The 21,799-nt window shown below is 44.9% G+C and carries 19 protein-coding genes; 7 read left to right on the top strand and 12 right to left on the bottom strand.

All coding sequences use genetic code 11. The features are described 5' to 3' along the window. Window positions 1-49 precede the first annotated feature (49 nt). The 3 genes from ACVBIU_RS03385 to ACVBIU_RS03395 form a co-directional block, all read right to left on the bottom strand. Entirely contained in the window at window positions 50-1,036 is a 987-nt protein-coding gene (locus ACVBIU_RS03385; protein WP_447159038.1) for a DMT family transporter, read from the bottom strand. Window positions 1,037-1,075: 39 nt separating this feature from the next. After that, complete coding sequence (locus ACVBIU_RS03390; RefSeq protein ID WP_220782605.1) at window positions 1,076-1,855, bottom strand: maleate cis-trans isomerase family protein; 780 nt, start codon at window positions 1,853-1,855, stop codon at window positions 1,076-1,078. Between the two features lie 63 nt (window positions 1,856-1,918). After that, window positions 1,919-3,085: a M24 family metallopeptidase gene (locus ACVBIU_RS03395; protein ID WP_447159039.1), complete on the bottom strand. Its 1,167-nt coding sequence runs from the start codon at window positions 3,083-3,085 to the stop codon at window positions 1,919-1,921. Window positions 3,086-3,425: 340 nt separating this feature from the next. Here ACVBIU_RS03395 and ACVBIU_RS03400 point away from each other — a divergent pair, with 340 nt between their 5' ends. The 4 genes from ACVBIU_RS03400 (at window position 3,426) to ACVBIU_RS03415 (ending at window position 7,262) form a co-directional block, all read left to right on the top strand. Next, window positions 3,426-4,106 carry a helix-turn-helix transcriptional regulator gene (locus ACVBIU_RS03400; protein WP_447159040.1) on the top strand — a complete coding sequence of 227 codons (681 nt, stop codon included), beginning with the start codon at window positions 3,426-3,428 and terminating at the stop codon, window positions 4,104-4,106. A gap of 19 nt (window positions 4,107-4,125) precedes the next feature. Beyond that, a complete protein-coding gene (locus ACVBIU_RS03405; RefSeq protein ID WP_012157267.1) occupies window positions 4,126-4,509 on the top strand; it encodes a RidA family protein in 384 nt (127 codons plus the stop codon). Between the two features lie 84 nt (window positions 4,510-4,593). Next, a complete protein-coding gene (locus tag ACVBIU_RS03410) occupies window positions 4,594-5,772 on the top strand; it encodes a diaminopropionate ammonia-lyase (RefSeq protein WP_447163085.1) in 1,179 nt (392 codons plus the stop codon). 551 nt (window positions 5,773-6,323) lie between these two features. Then, window positions 6,324-7,262 (top strand): YeiH family protein, encoded by a 939-nt coding sequence (locus ACVBIU_RS03415; RefSeq protein ID WP_447159042.1) that lies wholly within the window; start codon window positions 6,324-6,326, stop codon window positions 7,260-7,262. Window positions 7,263-7,656: 394 nt separating this feature from the next. On the opposite strand, the gene ACVBIU_RS03420 is transcribed toward ACVBIU_RS03415, so the two are convergent. The 8 genes from ACVBIU_RS03420 to ACVBIU_RS03455 form a co-directional block, all read right to left on the bottom strand. Then, window positions 7,657-8,376: a DJ-1/PfpI family protein gene (locus tag ACVBIU_RS03420; protein ID WP_447163086.1), complete on the bottom strand. Its 720-nt coding sequence runs from the start codon at window positions 8,374-8,376 to the stop codon at window positions 7,657-7,659. 211 nt (window positions 8,377-8,587) lie between these two features. Then, a complete protein-coding gene (locus ACVBIU_RS03425) occupies window positions 8,588-9,772 on the bottom strand; it encodes an HD-GYP domain-containing protein (protein WP_447163087.1) in 1,185 nt (394 codons plus the stop codon). 255 nt (window positions 9,773-10,027) lie between these two features. Continuing rightward, entirely contained in the window at window positions 10,028-10,243 is a 216-nt protein-coding gene (locus tag ACVBIU_RS03430) for a hypothetical protein (RefSeq protein WP_447159045.1), read from the bottom strand. A gap of 32 nt (window positions 10,244-10,275) precedes the next feature. Next, window positions 10,276-11,037, bottom strand: coding sequence for a DNA-binding protein (locus ACVBIU_RS03435; protein WP_447159046.1), 762 nt, complete (start codon window positions 11,035-11,037; stop codon window positions 10,276-10,278). Window positions 11,038-11,088: 51 nt separating this feature from the next. Further along, entirely contained in the window at window positions 11,089-11,634 is a 546-nt protein-coding gene (locus ACVBIU_RS03440) for a core component of ECF transporter (RefSeq protein WP_447159047.1), read from the bottom strand. Next, entirely contained in the window at window positions 11,631-12,311 is a 681-nt protein-coding gene (locus ACVBIU_RS03445; protein ID WP_447163088.1) for an energy-coupling factor transporter transmembrane component T, read from the bottom strand. Before ACVBIU_RS03445 ends, ACVBIU_RS03440 begins: the two co-directional genes overlap by 4 nt. Then, window positions 12,301-13,746: an ATP-binding cassette domain-containing protein gene (locus ACVBIU_RS03450; protein WP_447163089.1), complete on the bottom strand. Its 1,446-nt coding sequence runs from the start codon at window positions 13,744-13,746 to the stop codon at window positions 12,301-12,303. The genes ACVBIU_RS03445 and ACVBIU_RS03450 overlap by 11 nt, the downstream gene beginning before the upstream one ends. Before the next feature lie 16 nt (window positions 13,747-13,762). Continuing rightward, the gene (locus tag ACVBIU_RS03455) at window positions 13,763-15,712 is read right to left on the bottom strand and encodes a TonB-dependent receptor (protein WP_447159050.1); all 1,950 of its coding nucleotides are present in this window, start codon (window positions 15,710-15,712) and stop codon (window positions 13,763-13,765) included. A gap of 460 nt (window positions 15,713-16,172) precedes the next feature. Here ACVBIU_RS03455 and ACVBIU_RS03460 point away from each other — a divergent pair, with 460 nt between their 5' ends. The 3 genes from ACVBIU_RS03460 (at window position 16,173) to ACVBIU_RS03470 (ending at window position 18,985) form a co-directional block, all read left to right on the top strand. Continuing rightward, the gene (locus ACVBIU_RS03460) at window positions 16,173-17,531 is read left to right on the top strand and encodes an isochorismate synthase (protein ID WP_447163090.1); all 1,359 of its coding nucleotides are present in this window, start codon (window positions 16,173-16,175) and stop codon (window positions 17,529-17,531) included. Between the two features lie 214 nt (window positions 17,532-17,745). After that, window positions 17,746-18,405, top strand: a complete 660-nt coding sequence (locus ACVBIU_RS03465; protein ID WP_447159052.1) for a 7-cyano-7-deazaguanine/7-aminomethyl-7-deazaguanine transporter — start codon at window positions 17,746-17,748, stop codon at window positions 18,403-18,405. Window positions 18,406-18,526: 121 nt separating this feature from the next. Next, the gene (locus tag ACVBIU_RS03470; protein ID WP_447159053.1) at window positions 18,527-18,985 is read left to right on the top strand and encodes a GNAT family N-acetyltransferase; all 459 of its coding nucleotides are present in this window, start codon (window positions 18,527-18,529) and stop codon (window positions 18,983-18,985) included. Window positions 18,986-19,652: 667 nt separating this feature from the next. Here ACVBIU_RS03470 and ACVBIU_RS03475 read toward each other — a convergent pair. After that, window positions 19,653-21,791 (bottom strand): sensor histidine kinase, encoded by a 2,139-nt coding sequence (locus ACVBIU_RS03475; RefSeq protein ID WP_447159054.1) that lies wholly within the window; start codon window positions 21,789-21,791, stop codon window positions 19,653-19,655. Window positions 21,792-21,799 lie beyond the last annotated feature (8 nt).

Genomic DNA, 21,799 nt, shown 5'->3' on the forward strand with positions numbered 1-21,799 from the left:
AGGTCACCGGTGATAAAAATGGTTTTTATTTGCTAACTGAATAACTCAGTTATTGGCTGCGGCAAGGCTTTGGCGCTAAAGGTAATTCAACTTCAACCTCTTCTGCTTTCACCTTGTTCTTGTTACCTAACTTCATGAAGGCAATCATTGAAGTGATAACCACTGCGATTGCAATCAAGCGCATCGGTGTTACCTGCTCACCTAGTGCAAATACCGCTAGGATGAATGAAGACAGTGGCATTAGGTTTAGCGCCATACCCGTACCGTCAACACCTACACGTTCCATACCGTAGATGTAAACTAGGTAGCTCATACCAGAGATACACACACCTAAGATAACGATACACATAATGCGTAGTGGCGAGCTAAATACATTCAATGCAGAGCTAAAGTCAGCGCCCACAACTAGCAGGTACAAACCAAAACCGAGTGCTGCGAATACAAACTGGTGGAACATAGTCGCAACTGAACCGTATTTCTCTGCTAGCTTGGCACGAGCGTAAGCCATTGTTGCAAAGCTTGCTGCAGAGCCGAAACAGATTAGGTGACCAATGTTGAAGCCTTGTGTTTCAGACTGTGGGTCCATTACTAGAATCGCCACACCTAGGAAAGCACCTAGTGCACACATGATTTGCATTACAGTGAAACGCTCACCGTGACGTAAGAAGCCAACACTTAAGATTAGGATTGGGATCAAACCTTGGATCACGCCGTTTTCAGAGGCGGTAATATAATCCAAAGATAGGAATGATAGGAAGCTGAAAGAACCTTGACCAATGATACCGCAACATGCAGCCCAGAAGATGTCCTTACGGTTTTCCCAGTTAAGTTTGAAATCGGCTTTCTTAGTCATCTTGCCCGTTGCAAGACCGATGTTGAAAATCAAACCTAGTGTAATAAATGCAACAGTGTAACGTAACCAAACAAGTACTTGAGGATCCATCACCTCAAGAATAGGCGTACCAACAATCCACGGAATACCCCAAAGTAGACCTACGAAAATAGCAGCCATCCAACCTTTTTGTGTATTAGTCATTATTATTTTTCCAACAATTTGTAATTGGTAGTCAACAGCTTAAGCTGTTTGGTTATTAAGTAGCTTGCCGTAACCTGGGCATTGAGCCACGTTGCCGGTTAGGTGCATTGCATGCCAGAACATTGCAGAGTTGCTGCACACTACTGGGATGCCGAATTTCGCTTCGATCTCTTCAATATAATCAAGTACACGTAAGTTAGTGCATGACATAAATACTAATTCTGCGTCAGAATCTTTTAGCATCTGCTCAAGCGCTGCGAACATTGATTCTTTAGCGACTAGAGTGATGTCGGTATCGCGTTCAATACCAAGTGAACCTAGTGTTACTACGTCAAAATCTGCATCAGTTAACTGCTGGTACAGTGGGTAGTTAACGCTAGTTGGGTAAGGAGAAAACACAGCAATCTTTTTCGCATTCAAGTGCTTGAATGAAGCTTTTGCTGCTGTCCATGGGTTAGTCGCTGGGATGTCACCACGGTTTTGAGTCAATAAATCTGCGACTTTTTCTTCACCGATAATGATTGAAGCTGATGTGCAGCCAAATGCCATCACATCCATAGGTAGACCTGTTGCGATCAAGTCAGACGCTTCAACGATTCCGCTAGCGATTTGATCAAGTGCTTCAGGGGTCATTTCGCTTGAGTAGTAGACGCGAGAGCTAAATACGCCTGCTTGTGTGCCGAGTAACTTAGCCCAGTCCATTTCTAAACTGTGGTCAGTGCTTAACTGCACTAAGCCGATGTGTACACGGTTAATTCTTGGTGCCTGCTTGTGTTCAAGCGGCTGTTCAAACGAGGTAAAGGCTTCAAAACTCATCATAATGAGATTCTCTTCAGTATGATTTCTCCAGCTCCCTTTGGAGAAATCATTGGCTATATTAAGTTATTTAATAATCAATAGTTCTGGTTCAGCGCGCTTGCTTAACCACTCTGCACCGTTCTCGGTGATCACGATGTTTTCTTCGTGAACCATAGACTTGCCTGGTGCGTAAACCATGCCTGGCTCTAGTGTCATCACCATGCCTGGTACTAATATCGTGTTGTCTGTTGCCGTGTTTGATGGACGCTCAGTTAGCTCGATACCTAGGCCGTGACCTAGACGACCTACGTCGTTACCTAGCGCGCCATTAGCTTCTAGTACTTTCCACATTGCGTTGTAGATATCTGAAGTGGTGTTACCTGGGCGTGCAGCTTCAAAGCCCATAGTGGTTGCTTCGTAAGTTGCGCGGTAAGCGGCTTTAGTTTGCTCACTTGCGTGGCCAAATGCCCAGTTACGGTCAAAATCAGAGAAGTAACCGTCACGTACTGCACCGGTGTCGATGATTAGCACGTCGCCATCTTCGATTACGCGGTCAGTTGGACCCATAATGATGCTGTCGTAACCGTCTTGGCCTGAACCTGCGATGATGTATGGACATTCATCAGCGCCTTCCATCAGCATGTCGATACCGAACTGCTTACAAATTTCACGCTCAGTCATACCGGCTTTGGCATAACCTGGGATTTTGTCGAAACCGACGTTAGTGATACGGCAGATTTCACGCACCTTTTCAATTTCAGTCACTGACTTAACTTGGCGAATGTCGTGAATCGCTAGTGAAACGTCAACGAACTCTTTGCTTACTAAAGTGGTTAACTGTAAGTAGTTAGCAACAGGCATACGTAGGTGAGACTCAATACCTAGCGTGGCACCCACACGACCAAAACGTGAAGGTAGGCTGTTAAGCACGCTAGCTACAATGCTGATACCGTCGTCATCTGGACGTGGTGAAGCCCAAGTGCGGATGTCATCAACCCATGTACCTGCCATGCCGCTTGCGCCGATTTCAGGAATAACGGCAATTGGCTTGCCTTCAGCAGGTAGGATTAGAAACCATGGACGAGTCGGGCTGTGCCAGAACTGAGTGTGGAAGCCAGAAAAGTAACGCACATTAGGCTCAGTAGTTAACAGAATCGCATCAACTTCTAGCTCACGCATCTTCTGCTGAGCTTTAGTTGCACGCATCTCAAATTCTGCTGTTGTAAATCCACGCTGTAATATGCTTTTCATTTTTATCTCCACATCCCACACAACTGGCCTATTTGCCAAAAGGTCACTAAAGTGACCGGAAACCTGTTTTAGTCAACTATCGTTAACTTGGTGCGCATCATACTGTTTGCAGAATTTAAAAATGTGACACATATCTCATAGTCAAAATCTGTTAACTCAAGATGCATCATCAAACTGAAATTTCATGACCAAAGTCAAATATTTTGAACCACAGTTAAATATTACTTGCGTAAAAGTCCTAAAAAACGTCCCATAGTTACATAAAGTTGATTCAAGGGTTGAATTGTTAACTCAAAAAGTTGACAATAACGGCATCTATAGTTCACAAAAGTAATCTGAAATGATCAAAGCGGCAGAACAGGCATTCAAAACAGAATTTACAGCTAGAGATCGTGCGCTACTGCAAAGCTATTTCCATCTAGCTGAAAGCATGGCCGATCTAATAGGGCCTCACTGCGAAGTCGTGATCCATTCTTTAGAAAGCTTTGAACAGTCAGTGGTGAAAATCGTTAATGGTCATCACACCGGTCGAAAAGTGGGCTCGCCGATAACAGATTTAGGCTTAAAGATGCTGCGCCAGTACGAACAAACCGGCGAGCTGACCCCTAAGAGTTACTTTAGTAATAACAAAGGTGGCGAGATGTTGAAGTCGAGCACCTGCATATTACAGGGTGAGAAAGGCAGACCGATTGGCATGTTTTGCGTCAATATGAACTTGTCGTATCCGTTCCCTGAAATTATTAAGACCCTGATGCCAGATACAAGCCAGCATCACAGTTTTGATATGACCGAAAACTTCAGCGCATCAGCTGGAGATGTGGTTGAGCAAGCGCTAAACCACGCGATTTCAGAAGTTGAAGCTGATACCAGCGTTAACCTGAAAGGTCGCAATAAAGCTATTACTAAGGTGTTGTTTGATAACGGCATCTTTGAATTAAAAGAAGCAACTAACATTGTTGCTAACCATTTAAGTATTACCAAACATGCGGTGTACAAGTACATCCGTGAATTTAAATCCTAATTATCGAGATAACAACGCTATGAAAACTGTAATCCATACTGAAAATGCTCCTGCTGCAATTGGTCCATACTCTCAAGCTCTTGCTTTCGACAAGTTAGTATTCACCTCAGGTCAGCTACCACTAGATCCTGTGACTATGGCTTTCGTTGAAGGCGGCGTTAAAGAGCAAGCTTACCAATCTCTAAAGAACCTTAAAGCGGTTCTAGAGCAAGCTGGCGCAGGTACTGACACCGTACTTAAAACAACTTGTTTCCTAGCTAACATGGAAGACTTTGCTGTTTTCAACGAAGTTTACACTGAAGTATTCGGTACTGAAGCAGCTCCTGCTCGTTCTTGTGTACAAGCTGCTCGTCTTCCAAAAGACGCGTTAGTTGAAGTTGAAGCAATCGCCTTCATCAAATAATTTAGTTTTAAAGTAAGCCCTGCTGTCCACTTACCTTTAGTGAGTGGACAAATGCCTCCTTGTTCATAATTTATAGTGGTTACCATGCTAAAGCTGACTCAAAATGATTTCTTTAACGGCGAGACTTCTGATCTTTTTACAGCTCAGATCGCTGAACAAACTCGTCAATTCCACCAGCAGATCGAAGCTTACCAACCGACTCCGCTTATCTCTCTAGAGCAGCTAGCGGCGCGTCTTGGTGTTAAAGCGATTCTGGTTAAAGACGAATCTTACCGTTTCGGTCTAAATGCTTTTAAAGTACTGGGTGGTTCTTACGCTTTAGGTAAGCAACTTGCTGAGCACTTAAATGTAGATATCAGTGAAATTGATATGAAAACCGTAGCAGCTAAGTTAAGCGAGCCATTGGTTTTCGCTACAGCAACTGCTGGTAATCACGGAACAGGTGTTGCCTGGGCTGCACGTGAAATGGGTCAAAAGGCTGTTGTTTACATGCCAAAAGGTTCATCTCAAGCAAGTGTGACTCGCATTAAGAATTTAGGTGCTGAGTGTATCGTTACTGACTGTAACTACGACGATACGGTACGTATTGCTAACCAGACTGCAACTGAAAATGGTTGGATGCTAGTGCAAGATACCGCTTGGGAAGGCTACGACAAGATCCCAACATGGATCTCGCAAGGCTATATGACTATGGCTGTTGAAGCGCAAGAGCAAGTTGAAGCTATGGGCCTTAAGCCGACTCACCTAATGCTACAAGCTGGTGTTGGCGCTATGGCTGGCGGCCTATTAGGCTACTTCGCTGACAAAGTTGGCGCAGCTAACTTCAAGACTATTATTGCAGAGCCTGCAAAAGCTGATTGTATCTACAACTCAGGCATAAAAGGCGAAATGGTTGCCGTTACTGGCGAGCTAAACTCTATCATGGCAGGTCTTGCATGTGGCGAGCCTAACCCTGTGACTTGGCCAATCCTAAAGCAGTGCAGCAGCTTCTTCGCATCAGTTGAAGACGAAGTGACTGCAACAGGTATGCGCGTGCTTGGTAACCCACTAGCTGGCGATACTAAAGTGGTTAGCGGTGAGTCAGGCGCACTAACGCTAGGTCTACTTTACATGCTAGCAAGCCGTGAAGAGTACAGCGAGTACCGTACACAGCTTGGCCTAGACCAAGATGCGGTTATCATGCTGTTCAGCACTGAAGGCGACACTAACCCAGACCGTTACCGTCAAATCGTTTGGGAAGGCATGCACAGCACTGCTAAATAAATTCACTGAATTTAGATGACAAAAAGCCGCTTAATTGCGGCTTTTTTGTTATTAAAAGAAAGGACGGACTACGTCCTGATAGGTCCTAGGTTCTAGGTCCTAGGGCGTTCGCAGGCTCACAGCGTAAAGATAGAGCGCTCACAGGCTCGCTTCTAGAACGGTGCTATGCACCTGCTAGGACGCCAACAAGTTGGCTGCTAGGGAAAGCATAAAAGCAGCCCAACAGAACCTCTTAGCTTTACCGTCTTAGCTTTACCGTCTTAGCTTTACCGTCTTAGCTTTACCGTCTCAGCCTTACCGTCTTAGCTTTACCGTCTTAGCTTTTCTTAGGACCTCGAACCTAGGATCTATCTTTTCCTAGAAGCGACATCGTCGCGCTCTCGAAGTGACGCAGTCACGTTCCCTAGGCTGCAGGCCGTCCGTCTTAGCTTTTCCTAAAACCTTCCAGACATTCAATTTTGCTGACTACAACCGTCAACACTATTTAATTTATTAAATCTTGTTCGAGCGTTATAATTATCAACCGATCTGCTATATACGACTGCCTTTTAATGACCAGCGAAACCCGCAACAAAACCCATTTAGCCATTTTTATTATTGTTGGTCTCATCTGCCTATTACCTATGGTGTCGTCTCCTGTGGCGCTAATTTTGGGCTTTACGCTTGCCAGCATAGGCTGGGCGCCGGATCAAATACATCTTGGCGCGCTGACCAAGAAGCTTCTGGCCTATTCGATTGTCGGTCTTGGATTTGGCATTCAGCTTGACGCCGCTGTTAGCATTAGCTTAGCCAATCTCCCCCTCATTTTGGGCTCGATTATATTCACGCTGATTTTAGGTTTTGCCTTAACGCGCCTACTCAAGCTAGATCATAAAACCGGCCACCTAATTGCCTCTGGCACCGCTATTTGTGGTGGCAGCGCCATTGCGGCCGTATCTCCCGCAATTAAAGCCAACAGCGAACAAACGGCTATTGCCTTAGCCACGGTATTTATTCTTAACTCGATTGCACTGTTTGTGTTTCCGGCCATCGGCCATGCTCTATCGATGAGCCAGCATGATTTTGGGGTTTGGAGCGCGATTGCTATTCACGATACGTCATCTGTCGTGGGAGCTGCTTCAGCTTATGGCAGTGAAGCCCTTACAACCGCTACGACGATTAAGCTGGCACGCGCACTGTGGATCATTCCAATCGCACTCATCAGTGCCATGTTGTTTAAAGGCGATAAAAATAAGATTGCTATCCCCTACTTTATTGGCTTTTACTGCTTAGCGATTGCGATTGCCCATTGGCTGCCGCAAGGCGAAGTCGTGTACGGGGCAATATTTGAGGTATCAAAACGATTACTGGTAGTGTGTCTGTTCTTGATTGGTGCCGGTATTACGATTAAGAAAATGAAATCAACTGGTCCTAAGCCACTCATTTTAGGCGTGTTGTTATGGCTGGCGATAGGTAGCAGTTCACTGGCGTACATTTTACTGCTTAACTAACTCATTACTGATTAGTCTCATTACTGATTAGTGCGCTGTACAATCGCGCGATATAACCATAAAGCAGTGCCCTTACAGGCGCTGCTTTTTATTGCGACGTCTTACTACCTTCTCTATTACGATCTCGAGCGCTATGACGCCAAACCAATAAGCCAAGCAAGCAACTAAACGCACCTAAATCTATTAAGGCGCGCGTTAAACCGCTGGTGAGTAAAGAGGCAGTAATTAACACTGCGCAACACAATAATATTAGCCAGTTATTCAATGTAATCTCCCCTCTTAGGCAGGCTAAATGAATGGCTATTATTGGTGCTTAGTACTGATCTCGCCAATATCCTTTATTACTAATAAATAGCAATAACTACTAAGGCTAGATGATTTACTTATAAATGACCTAAGCTAAGTCCGCGGCATAAGGGTCATTATTGGGGTCTTCAATCCAGTTATATTCGGTTAGTGTTTGGATACGCTTCGCCTCCTGCTCGCCATGCAGGTGCTTGACCCAAAACAGCGCCGCGTCTGTGCCTGCCGATACGCCCGATGAGGTTAAAAACTTACCATCAAACACCCAACGCGCTTTGGCCTGCCATTGTGGATTATCGTTTAGTGATGTCACCCATTGAAACGCCATTTTATTGGTGGTGGCTTTACGCCCGTTAAGCACAGAAGTCATTGCCAGCAATGCGGTACCCGTGCACACAGTAAACACGTTTTGACTACGGTCAATCTGCTTAATAAGCCATTGGCGCAGTGCTGTATCGCTAACTAATGTGCGAGTACCTAATCCACCAGGAATTAATAGCAGATCGCAGTCATAAATCTCTGTTGTTAAACAATCGGCAACCACACGCGGCCCCTGATAACTTTTGACGATCTCTTTGGTGGCCACCAGCTTTATCTCGGTATTGGGCATATGCCCAAGCATCTCAACTGGGCCGTGCAAGTCTAGGGTTTCGTAGTCATCAAACACCAGTGCCAGTATGCGGTATGTGCCCTTGGTGAACGGTGTGTTAGTAGCAGATAGCTGCAAGCTTGTTTTAGCCTGTAGCGTAGGCGCAATAACACTGCCGGCCATCATCAGCGAAGCCCCTTTTATAAACTGTCTACGTTGCATTATTTGTTCCCCATCAATCTCAATATTTTATGTAGGCTTAGTCTATGACCAGTGAAATTAATTCAATGATTATTCAGCCGAAAAACAAATCGTTCACCAAAAATAGAGGCGGCTCAAACTTTAATTTCTTATTGAGATCTAAGAGATGTGAAATCGGCACAAAAAAGCGCCCAATTAAGGACGCTTGATGTTCGATAAACCCGACTTTTCACTAGTAGAATTGTGTCGGATCGATATCTAAACTGCTTGGCGATATGCCTTTTTCGATATGAAATGACGATCGAAGCAGATCGACAATCTCCACCTTGGTGTAGCATTTATGCTTCATAGAGTAGAAGCACTTCACTTTGGGGTGTAACGCGTCTCGTCCTTTAGATTCCCATACAATCCCAATGCGACCATCTGATAGCTGTACTAACGAACCTACCGGATAAACGCCGACACAGCGGATAAATTCATAAACAAGTTGTTGATCTAAGTGAAATGGCGTCAAACTCAATAAGATCTTAAATGCGGCTGCAGGGCTCATAGCTTCTTTATAACAACGGGTCGCTGTTAACGCATCGAAGATGTCGACAATACAGCTCATCCGCCCATGAACAGGGATCTCATTCCCCTTCAATCCCAGCGGGTAGCCTTTGCCATCGAGTTTTTCATGGTGCATCAAACTAATATCTTTACTGACTTGAGATAACCCTGTGGTCTGCTCCATAATTTCAACAGCATAAGTTTGATGCAGCTTAACGTGCTCATACTCTTCGGCAGTTAATTTACCCGGCTTGTTTAACACTTCACTATCGACCTTAATCTTGCCAATATCATGCAAAATTCCACCAACCGCCATTTGACGCAGCATGTCAGTATCGAAGTTTAGGTAACGGCCGAAAGTCACCAGCAAAAAGGCGACATTAATAGAATGCTCGAGCAGATAGGCGTCTTTGGAACGCAAGGCTGAGACACATTTGAGGGCATCGGCATCGAGCATCACCGACTCAATCATGCTATCTGCTAACTGTTCGAACGGCTCGACCTCGACAGCCTTGCCTTGAAATGTTTCAGATAGCACTTTTTGGATGAGATCTTTAGCCTCAACAATCAGCTCTTTTGCCTGCTTTTGAGTAGTGGCACGTTCAACACTGACTTTTTTTACCACTGGCTTAGGCGCAGCAGTTGGCCGCTGTAATCCCAAGTCTGGTGCTGAGCGCTCAGCATTAACCCATACATGGGTTACATGACTCTTATGCAGCCTTAAAATGGCTTCAGCACTGCGAATTTGCCCAGCGCTCGCAATATTAACTTGGCTGTTACTTTTGTCTATTGCTTCAACAAACATACCTACTTTCAACTTAGAAACAGGTATCTTTATTAAGTTATTTGATTCGAATGAATCACCCATTATCTCTTAGGTCCCCGGATGATTTAGCCATAAATACAGCAACTAATTAGTCACGGTATCCCTCACAGATCTCTGATGTTGTGACCCGGCTTACGCAGAGCCCATCTTGTTATTTCCTGTAAGAAGTTGGCTATTCTATTCTCTGAACTGTTAAATCACCATAGACAAAGTTAATTAATATTCACTAATGCACGACAAATACACACCAACTTGTAAGAAAAAACGATATTTCATTACTCATGCAAATATCAATGGCTATTCGGCGCGCCGCTTATGACATTGAAAACTCGTCGGCTGCCAGCGGCGATACATACAGTTGTAACAAGAGCGAGCAACATTATCAGTATGCTCATCTTCGTCATCACTGAGAAATATCTCACAACTGGCTGCGGCGGCGCGGGCTGGCAGATAATCTTCTACGCCAAACTTAAACTGCCATAAGCCATCTACTTGGGTAAACCACAGCACCATACTCCCTCCTATTATCCTAAACGGTATGAAAATTAGTAAGGCTTTAACTGCTGCTTAGTCGCATTTAACCACCGGCCAGTCTCAGCGCTAACGAGTAGCGCAAATTGATACTGGGTGAATACCGCCTTGATCTTACCTTTAAGAAACAGCTGTTGATCATCTGCTAGCTTCTCTCCATCAACGGAGATCACCGCCTGTAATCCTGTCAGTGCTAATACCTCTGCTACGCTCATCTGTACTTCATCTGACTCATCCGCAGCTTGTCCTAGCTTTAGCTGGCCTTTCACGCGACCATCTTGACCGCTGAGACGTAAGCCCAACCCCGCAAGTGCACCGATAACGCCTTGGCCTGTACCGCCATGCTCAGAGAGATCAATGCCTAGCGCTTCAGCCAAGGTGTAAGCCTGCGGTTTTGTCTTTACTTCTACTTTTGCCTGCTGACCAAAAGCGATCAGTTGCTCGATGTCATAGCGGGAGGCTAAATCTAAGATGGCTAAACCGGGATCCGATGCCGCTGCCGATTCTTGCTTTAAATGCGCAATACAGATGGCTTTAATCTCATTAAAGCTCAATGTTGTAGCAATCTGAAAGCACATGGCACTATTGTGCGATGTGTAAGGAATATCAGGATGCACAAACAGTTGATGACGTGTCACCAGTCGACTAACAGCAAGTGCATTGTCTTCGGTTGATGCTACCACAGCCAGTTTTGCCGCAATCTCTTCGGCAATTTCGCCCGTGCCCTTGGTACCGATATCATCAGTATCATCAATGCAGATCAGCCACTCTTTCATCTAAAACCCTTATTTATTGGTGCAGTTATTAATTGTCATTTTTAAACGGCGTTACTTATCATCAAGCTGATCTCTATGTAGCAGATCGTGGGCATGCAGCCGCCTTAATACTGTGGGCACTAATAGCGCTGCCGCGATAGCAAATGCACCACCTTGTATAAAACTGAGTCCAAATTGAGCCAACGCAACTTGGCCGCTCATTCCTGCAAGCAAATTACCAACCCAACTTTTACCCGCCCAGGCTAAACAACCCACTAGCGCTAAAATAATGCTCTGCCAACGCACGCTAAACAGCCCCGCCATCATGAGTAACATCAGATCCATTGCCAATGCTGGCAGGCCAAATTTAAGTAATATCAACGGCCCTCCTTTGCCCACGCTTAACATCATGGCCACTAAGCCAGCGAGAAAACCACAAGCGGTAATGCAACCCACTCGGCCCACAGCGCCATAGCAAACCAAGTAAAAGAAGGTCATTAAGAACATAGAGTGCCCGCTCAATCCTAGCTTGAGGCGTAACATGCTTTTTAATACCACCAGCAAGGTGGCACAAAACCCAATAAATAGGGCATCTTGTAGATCAAATGGAGATTTCATTCATCCTCTCTTGTTGCAGGCCAATGTGTTGGCTGATTAACTTTACCGAAATGGCGTAATTTGGCTGCTTGTGCCATCTGCTTTGATAGCTTTAATAATTGGATCAGTACCGGGAGCACCACACAATAGATGAGCTCTGGCCAGTTTTTAGGGTTCCTCAGTGCCTTAGGGGTAATGTTTGCTCCTCGTAAGCACTGAATGGCGTATATTTCTTTGGTTTCTTGCAGCATATAGGGCAGCAAACCAATGGAAGCGGCGATGACAAAAGCCCATTTAGCGGGGAGCCCCCAACTCAACACCTCACCAAGGCGCTCCGGGCTCTGAGTACTCGATAGCCACCAGCCTGGTAACATGGCCAGGAATACTCGCAGCACCACAATCCCCCCCTCTAGCAGTTGCGCTTCGCCATGTAGTAGATAATAGAGCGGTAACGTTAATGCCAACTGCACGAGACCGAGTCTCAGCAAGGCGATGATCTTGTTCTTAAGATATAAACCATGAGCAACCAGTATTAGATCCACCAGCACTAGCCAGATGAGCCCAGTGTTGGGAAGAAAAAAAGCGCTGCTCGATAAGACTAAGCTCAGCACTAACGCCAGCGCGCAGTATTGAGTCGCACTCAAACTCAAGCCTGAATGCTTATTGGCGCGCCGTCCTATGCGGTGCTTAGCCCACATTACGCGACTCTATTTGTTCTGCGCCATCAACCAGCTTGCCAGAGCCTATCAACCAGTAGCGATCAACCTCGAAAGCGGGGATCGCACGATGACTCGTAAGCAAGATCCCGCAGCCTTGCTTACTCAATTGCTGTAGTAAGTTCACCACCTTGTCGACATAGCGCTTATCAAGCCCGGCAAATGGATCATCAAGCAGTAAAATCTTAGGCTGCAAACAAACCAAAGAAGCCAGAGCGATAAGATGCTGCTGACCATAGGACAATTTATGCGGTGAGCACTTAGCCAGATGAGTTAAGCCTAAGGTGTCTAACATCTGCTCTGCACGCACTAAGGGGAGCTTGAAACGCTTTAAGCTAAATTGCAGCTCAGCGAGGACATTTTGCTCAAATAACTGACGATTTGGCCGTTGCATCAATAAACCTAAGTTAGCGCCATAAATCCCCAATTGCGGCCGCTTGCCCAGCACAGTAATAGGAAAGTTAGGGATATTGGCCTGAATACCTGCCAAGGTTTTAAGCAAACTACTTTTACCTGCGCCGTTATCACCGACTAAGGCAATGACCTCACCACTAAACAGTGACAAGCTCTGCTGGCAGTCAAACAGACAATCTTGATCGATGAATCGAAAGTGATGTGGTTGTATTTTGATGAGGCATTCGCAGCTCTCAGGTTTAAAACCAGACTTGATACCAATGACAGCGTCTTTATCCGATCCCGAGGCTAGCTTAAAAGCATTCTCTTGCCCGTCACCTGATACGCCTTTGCCTGTAGCGGTTTTCTCTGTGCAGCTCCTTGCAGCGGTTAACACTCCCTCTTTCAGCACGCCATCTTCTAAGTGCCATAGGTAGTTAACTATGCCAGCAAAAGCACTAGGGTTATGCTCAACCATGACAATTGCAACGCCCTCATCTAACAGGGACTCGAGAACACTGTGCAATTCACGTACGCCACCGTCATCGAGCTGCGCCCAAGGTTCATCAAGCAGTAATAAAGAGGGCTTAAACACCAGCTGCGCTGCCATCATAAGCCGATATTTCTGCCCTAATGACAACACCTCTACAGGCGCATCTAAACTGATGTAAAGCCCTACTCGCCTTAGTGATTGCTGAACTTTTTCAACCATCTGCTCGGCATCAACACCGAGGTTTTCTAACGCAAAAGCGATTTCTGCTCCGGCACTTTTACGCAGAATTTGTACATTGGGATCTTGCATGACTAAGCCGACCAGCAATGAGGGGGCACGATACACCTCCCCACCATGGGGTCGAGTCAGCTCTGAAGCCATCAAGTGCAATAAGCTTGATTTTCCGCATCCTGTCGGGCCGTTAATACAGTGGCATTCCCCACGATTAACCACCAAATTGAGATCATCCAAGATCTCACTTTGGTGCGAGCCATAGCCAAATTGAATCCCTTCTAGCGCTATGAGTTTCATACTTTCCCCCGAAAACCTAGATCTGCCAGTTTATGCCGACGAATACCTGACGACCCGCTTGTGGCATAAAGTCGCTTTGATAATAAAGCTCATCAAATAAGTTCGTTGCTCGAACATATAACTCTAAATTTTCATGCCAAATATTTTGGCTCAAACTTAGATCAACTAAGGTGTAATTATCTAATTGAACACCTTTGCCGTTGACTTGATCTATGATGCGCTCAGCATCTAAACGCGTCGTTAAACCAAAGGAGAAGTCATAACTCGCTTGTAAGCGAAGGTTGTGAGTTGGGCGGTATTGCAAACGCTCATTGGTAGCACGGTCTTCTGTATCTATGTAGCTATAGGCGAACGTTAATCCCAGATCATCGAAATATTGGTTAGTCATCTGTAGATCAACACCCATAAAGCGGTAGTCGCCTATATTTTGTTCTTGACCAAGATCATCTTTAGCAATGTAATCATTGGCATCAGTAACATAGCTACTAATGTCTAATTGGCTATCAAAAGGTAAAGATTGTTGTAGACCAAGTTCAAACTGGTGAGCTACCTCAGCCTTAAGATCCACATTACCGCTAGTAGCCGCATATAAATCACTAATTGATGGGTAACGTACTTTTTGTGCGATACCGGTATGAATACGGCTTGAATCTGTTACTTGATAAAATGCTGACGCTTGTGCTGAAAAGTCTGTTTCACTATTAATATCGCGATCATAATTATGTACAGCTGCGCCTAAGCTGTAACCATATTTACCGTCATCTTGATATTGATACTCAGCAGCGCCGGTATAAATAACAATGCTTTCGTCAATATCGCTTTGGCCAGCTTGCCCGCCACCAGTGCCGTTGCCACCACTTTTAACGCTAACACTGCGCAATTTGTTGGTATAAGAGAACCAATCTTGCTTTTCTACAATCACTGACGTCGTTAATACCGCGCCATAATCAAATTCATTGATAAACTGTATGTTGGTACCACTGACTTTCGAGGTACTGTCCACAATACTGTTTACATTATTCATTCTATGGTTATAAAAGTTTTCAACCATATCTGTTTGATTATAATAAACAAAGCCACGTAGAGTCTGAGCATTATTTATTTCATGCGCCGCACCTAACTGCATGCTTTGCTCGTTATAATCTTCAACTCTTGATGGCGGTTTCTTACGATCTACTGTGGGTGATAGTCCCCATTTACCATCACGTTGGCTGTAGTTAGCCATCAGTTTGGTTGAATCATTGATGAAATAACTACCTTGAGCATAATAGTTAGTTAGTTTTCTATCAGAGTTAAAACGTACGTCACCGGTTTGATTTCTAGTATCTTCAAAATCATCTGCCATTGGTGTGCCATCTGTTTCTTGATGAGTCACACTCATAATGCCTTGCCAGTTATCGCCGCTACCCGCTGCACTTAAGTCGCCATTAAAGGTATTGTCATGCGCAGCCTCTAAACGACCAGAAAGAGCCGGCGCATTATCACCTTGCTTGGTAATAATGTTGATGACACCGGCACTTCCGCCAGGCCCGTACAGCACCGAGGTAGGGCCAACCGAAACTTCAACCCGGGCGATTTGATTGGTTGGAATAACAGTGGGATCAAACTGACCATCTTCAGTGCTACTTGCAGGTACACCGTTAATTAAGAACGTAATATGGCGAGTTTTTAAACCGCGAATATCAACTCTTGGAATGCCTGCAGCCCCTGTTCTTACATAGATACCTGGTACATTTTGAAGTACTTGATCTAAGCTTTGCGCGCCTGATGCCTTAATCTCGTCAGCATCGATGCTCCAGTGAGTCGTGGCCGCTTCAGTCACAGAAGCACGTTCACCATGCACCACGATAACGTCTGTTACATCTAAAATAGGGCTTCGCTCGAGCTCATCAGCTTGAACTTGATAAGCTAAGCTCATCGCCAATGCTAATGTGGATACTTTCAGCACTTTTTGTTTCATTTTCATCTAGTTTCATCATCCTAACGATCTGTTTTTCGCTATTCTCAAAAAGCTGCGCCTATCTCTCAAGTAAATAAAATCATAAAACAAACTTAGATCGACTAATTTGAACTTTAAGGTAAGAATGGAAACTCAATGACGGACAAATTGACCCACACTTTGTGTGCAAAGGACAAAAGGGGGCACGAATGTCACAGATTAAAAAACGCACACTGGATATCGGTAATGGCTAAGTGGCTATAACTAAGGTTATTACTAAAGAATAAGGAAATGATTTCGGTTAAATCTAAACCATGCTGATAAAATAGTCAGTGGAAGCTCACACAGGTAGAGTAATCGACTTGACACTGCATGCTCAGACTATTAGTTTGTGGTAAAGATTCTTATTACCAATGTGCGATGGGTGTATCCCAATTAGAGGCAGCTCCTCTAAGCAAGCCCTAATGATATTTGTTTGGAGTACTTATTGACCATCCCCTTGCTGCCTCAAGCTATTAAGTCTTTAACCGACAAAATCAAATCCTTTACTCTTCAACCAAACAGCGACCCGATTGTGCAGCTGTCTGTGGTGGTTTCGCCGATCCCGGTGATTGCCTGGCTGGCAGCGCAAACCACTTACCCTAGAGTGTATTGGAAAGGCCGTGATACCCAGGAAGAGGTTGCAGCCATTGGCTGTTGCAAAGATTTTTTCTTTGGCGATGACGTTGATGATAGTGAACTCTCTGCTGAGTATCAAAAACAGCGGTCCCTTACCAACAATCAAGACATACGCTATTACGGTGGCGTGGCTTTTGATCGCCGCAATGAAAGCTGGCCTGAATTTGGTAAAGCACATTTTATTCTGCCGCGCATCGAGCTTCGCCGCAGTGGTAACGAATTAAAACTATTAGTTAACCTCAATTTTACCGAGCAAGCTTTCGCTCAAGAAATTGATGATGCGCTACAGTCATTGCAAGCATTAGATGCACCTAAGCCATTAGCACCACCTAACAAAGTGGCACTGATGAGCCGTAGCGATCGCCCTGATAAGTATCGTTGGAACGAATTGGTTAATCGTGTCACCCATCCTAAATTTATTGAAGACACCCCTAAAGTGGTTTTGTCTCGACTGACTCAACTTGAGATCAATGAAGTCGTTGACCCTTGGATGTTACTGGCCTGCTGGCAAGGACGTAATCCAACCAGTTTTCAGTTTGGCTTTCAGTTTAGCCCAGACAGTACTTTTATATCTTGCACCCCTGAGCGCTTATATCGCCGTCGTCAACGTGAACTATTTACCGAGGCGCTAGCGGGCACGACTGTGCGCGGGCTAAACCAAGAAGAAGACAAAGAACTGGCGCAGGCGTTACTGGATGACACTAAAAATAGCCACGAAAACCAACTTGTTAGACAGCATATCGTTAATGTTCTTAACCCACTCAGTAATTATGTCGGCGCTGATGAAACACCAACGGTATTCAAACTAAGCCACATTCAGCATCTGCACCGCTCTATTCGTGCCGAGCTAAAGCCCGGTGTGAATGACTTTCAGCTGATCCAGGCGCTGCATCCAACACCTGCCGTAGGCGGCTTGCCTAAAGAGTCGGCGATGAACTTTATTCGTCAGCAAGAAGGCTACGTTAGAGGCTGGTATGCGGGAGCATGTGGGTATTTTAATAAGCATGAAAGCGAATTTGCCGTGGCAATACGCAGTGCACTGATTGAACCAGGCCGCATCAATTTATTTGCTGGCGCTGGTATTGTTGCGGGCTCAGAAGCCGATAAAGAGTGGACCGAGCTTGAGAACAAACTCACTACGATTTTATCGATATTGACTGAGTTGTAACGCTTAATCCCTATTGCTAATCATACTCAGCACGCAGAAATTATGCTGCTGCTGAGATTTACGCTTGCTCAAATAAAAAACTGCTCTATAATTTGCGCCCCCTATATTCAGTAGGGGACGAACCACTCTGTTTAACCAAAAATTGTAAAATTATAGCGATGTTCGCTATTGCGGGTTCCCTAACCCCGCCCGATTTATTTAAAAAGGCCACAAGATGTTGATGTTAACCCCTGCACAGGTTCGCCGTGCATTACTGCTATTAGCAGGCTTTCATATTGTTATTATTTGTGCGAGTAACTACCTTGTACAACTTCCCTTTCAGATATTTGGCTTCCATACCACATGGGGTGCATTTAGCTTTCCCTTTGTCTATTTAGCTACCGATCTAACGGTTCGAATATTCGGCCAGCAAGCGGCAAGAAAAATTATCTTCCTCGCCATGGTACCTGCACTGATCATCTCTTATTTGATGGGCGTGGTGTTCCACCAAGGTAGCTTCCAAGGCGCTGAAGCACTACTTGAGTTCAACAGTTTTGTGTTCCGAATCGCTTTTGCAAGCTTCGCGGCCTATCTGGTTGGGCAGCTGATGGATATTTTTGTTTTTGCCAAGCTCAGAGAGACCAAGTCTTGGTGGGTTGCACCTTCAGCATCTACCATAGTCGGCAACCTGATAGACACTATCGTGTTCTTCGGCCTAGCCTTCTACGCTTCAACTGACGAGTTTATGGCAACACACTGGCCAGAAATCGCCACTGTGGATTACGGATTTAAGCTAATTGTTAGTTTAGGCCTGTTCTTGCCCGTATACGGTCTGTTATTAAAGTTCTTACAAGATAAGATCTTACAAGATTCGGCTCGCAAAACCGCCAGCTAACGGCAGTTAACGCTTAACAACAACTGGACTGACCTGTTATAATTTCGCCAATTCGTTCACCTTTCAGCCAATGGTTTGGTTGTATTACAGGGTGAACTGGCGAAGTTATTGAGAGTTAGAAATGTACACCATTGAAATTGAAGCCGTAACTGAGTTTACGCCTGAAGTGCTTGAGCTGATCCAGACTGTCTATTCTGCCATTCCTGAATTTGAACAAGGTTACGCTAGCCAAGAGATCAGCCAGCGCCTGCTTGCTGGCCCTGCGTTATTGCTTGTTGCTAAAGTCGAAGGTGAAATTGCCGGTTTTAAACTTGGCTACCAAACTGAAGACCAGGTATTTTACAGCTGGCTAGGTGGAGTAACACCTGATTTTCGTGGTCTAGGTTTAGCTAAGAGCTTACTTGAGTATCAAGAACGCTGGGCGACTGAGCAAGGCTATCAACGTATCGACGTTAAAACCCGTAACTGCTTCCCTAGCATGCTAAACATGCTGATCAGTAATCAATATCAGATCACCGCTATGGTTAGCGATGCTCAAAATCACAGCCAGAATAAGCTGCACTTACAAAAGCATTTTTAATACTGCTGGGTATAACTGTTAGTGAAATAAGTGAGTAAATTGGCTAAAAGTGCGTAATAAAACTTGCAAACCCAAATGAGAATGATTATTGTTAACTTGCGTTCCAAAACTCGGATTAACACATAAAGTTCTCATCATCTTTATCTGCAATAGAGTTTTATTAAGCACGACATTGCTCACACACTCTTTGTGGCCAGGATTATTTCCTGGCTATTTTTTTGAGTTAAGTTCAAAGAAATACATATTTCAGTCTGAAACTGAGTGGGTTTTCAATGTAAATAACGAAAGCTAAAGCACTGTTTTAAATCAAGTAATATTTATTTTTGAAATAATTACGATTTGATTGGTTATTGTACTTGCAAGATCAAATGATAATGATTACTATTTGCATGCGTTCCGAAACTCGCTAATACTTAAAGGCATCTCATCTCCTTAAAGTTTGAGTTTTATTAAGCACGACATTGCTCACACACTCTTTGTGGCCAGGATTATTTCCTGGCTATTTTTTTATCTGTCATTCAGTTGTGCTGAGATTAATACCTGCATGTAGGCAAGCGACACCGCATTGGCCATACTCTTTAAAAGGCCCTGTTCAAGCGTTCTACTGAAACACTCTTGTTTAAGAGCTCTGAGCAAGAGCTCTTGTTTAAGCGATCTGATTAAGCAGCTAGTCTTTCGACATATCGCTATGCTTACCGCTAAACTGCAAGCCTTCATAGGGAGTATTACTCTGGTCTTCGATGGCCTTATGGTACAAACCAATAGTAAACAAGCTACCCTTGCCTACTGTAGAGCTCACCTCAATGGTGCCACCAATACGCTTAATAATGCCGTAACTCAGCGATAAGCCTAATCCAGTACCATCTTTACGCGTGGTGTAAAAAGGGTCGAAAATACGGTTAAGCTCTTCCTCTGGAATACCCTTACCTTCATCTTCGACTTCAATTTTCACTCCAACTGGCTCGCCATGCTGCACCCAGTCATAGGTACGGATCCAGATTTGGCCTTTACCGTTCATTGCATGGGCGGCGTTTACCACGAGATTAATAAGCACTTGCAGCAGTTGCGGGCGGTTCACCTGAATGGGATAACTCGCATTGAGTTCTTGGTTAAGCACCACTTGCTGCTTTTGAATCGAGTGGCGCACTAATACCAGCATCTCTTCGATAATGGGGGTGATCTGGTGCATCTCTAACGGGGCGTTAAACTCCCCTGGACGGCTGTATTGCAACAAGCTGCGGATAATGGTGCTAATACGACCCACTTGCTGGATCACTAGCTCAATCTCTTCTTCAACGTCATCAGCTCTATCGCCTAGCTCGTATTTAAGCAATTCCATATTGCCTAAGATCACCGCTGTCGGGTTATTGATCTCATGAGCAATACCCGCTGTAAGCTCACCCAACGCGGTCAATTTTTCATTGATCACTAACTGTTGTCGAGTCTCATTAAGCAGTGCCACATTAGCTTGTAGCTCTTCAGTTTTTTCTTGCAAGCTGCGAGTACGCTCTTCAACTTTAACTTCTAACTGCTCGGCTGCGGCTTGAATTTGGGTGTTGCGTCGCTGCAGAAGATCCAGCATGCGATCAAACTGCTCTGCGAGGTTAGACAGCTCATTGCCACTGTCTAGACCCAATGATCCTATGCGTAAATTACGACCCGATTGCACCGCTTTTACCACATGGTGAATACGCTCTATCGGTTGCAATAAGCTGTAGGCACCGCGATAAACCAGCCAACCAGAGACCAGCAACACCAACATCAAGATAGTCCCGAGCTCAATAATGTTAAGCAGGTAATTATGGATAAACGGCGACTCAGAAAATCCGGTATAGATCATACCGATACGTTTACCGTTAATATCTTCTAGTGGTGAATAGGCTGAAATAAACCAATCGTTGAAAACAAATGCTCTATCGACCCAGAGTAGGCCTTGATTAAGCACCTTTTCGCGCACTTCAGATGACACCAAACTGCCGAGTGCTCGACCTTGTTTGTCATCCCCTTGAGGGAAGAAATGCAGCGGAACGTTGGTACTGATGCGGATATTATCGAGGAAGATGGTGACTGTACCGATTGAGCGTTCTGGTAATGTGCCCTTGTCGTACACTAAGTCGCGAATGTGATCGACGATACGGGTGTCACGGTTAAGCATGATACCGCCATCTAAATACCAGGAAACGTTGCCATTGGTATCAGCAACGGGCAGCAAGCTTCTGCTTAACAGGCCACGTTTTTCTAAATGTTTACTGGGTTCTTGTGCCCGCAATGTCTTCATTACAGTCACTTGGGCTCTGTCGGCGAGTTCAGGGTCTATGCGGGCTAAACGGCTTGGTTCGAGTACCATTAAGCCAGAGAAAGGTGCCACGCCTTCGATGTGGGGAAGCATCTGCCTTAAATCGGGATCGGCCGCGGCTTCAGACACACTAATCAGCCGTAAAAAATCTAAGTTAAGATCTTTTTTGGCCTGGTCTAAAACCTGCTGCAGATTATTGCGCTGTTGCTTGGAGTCATTACCAATTTGGCGAAAATCATTCTGAAACGGCCAGGACTCCATCACCAACTCAAGCTGTTTTTCTTGATTATCCTGGACGGTAATTAGAGTGCTGTTTGCCACGGTCAAATCGGCTTTGACCTTCATAAACAGCTGCTTACCTGTGTAGCTTATATTCCAATATATGGTAATAAAAACCAAACTGACTAAGGTTAGCAAGATAGGCAACAAGGTTAAAATCAAGATGCGATAACGCACCTTAGCCTGCATTTGCTGCCAACTCACACCAAACATATTGGAAAAAAACGACACAGCTACTC

It is taken from the genome of Shewanella sp. 30m-14 (assembly GCF_052977125.1).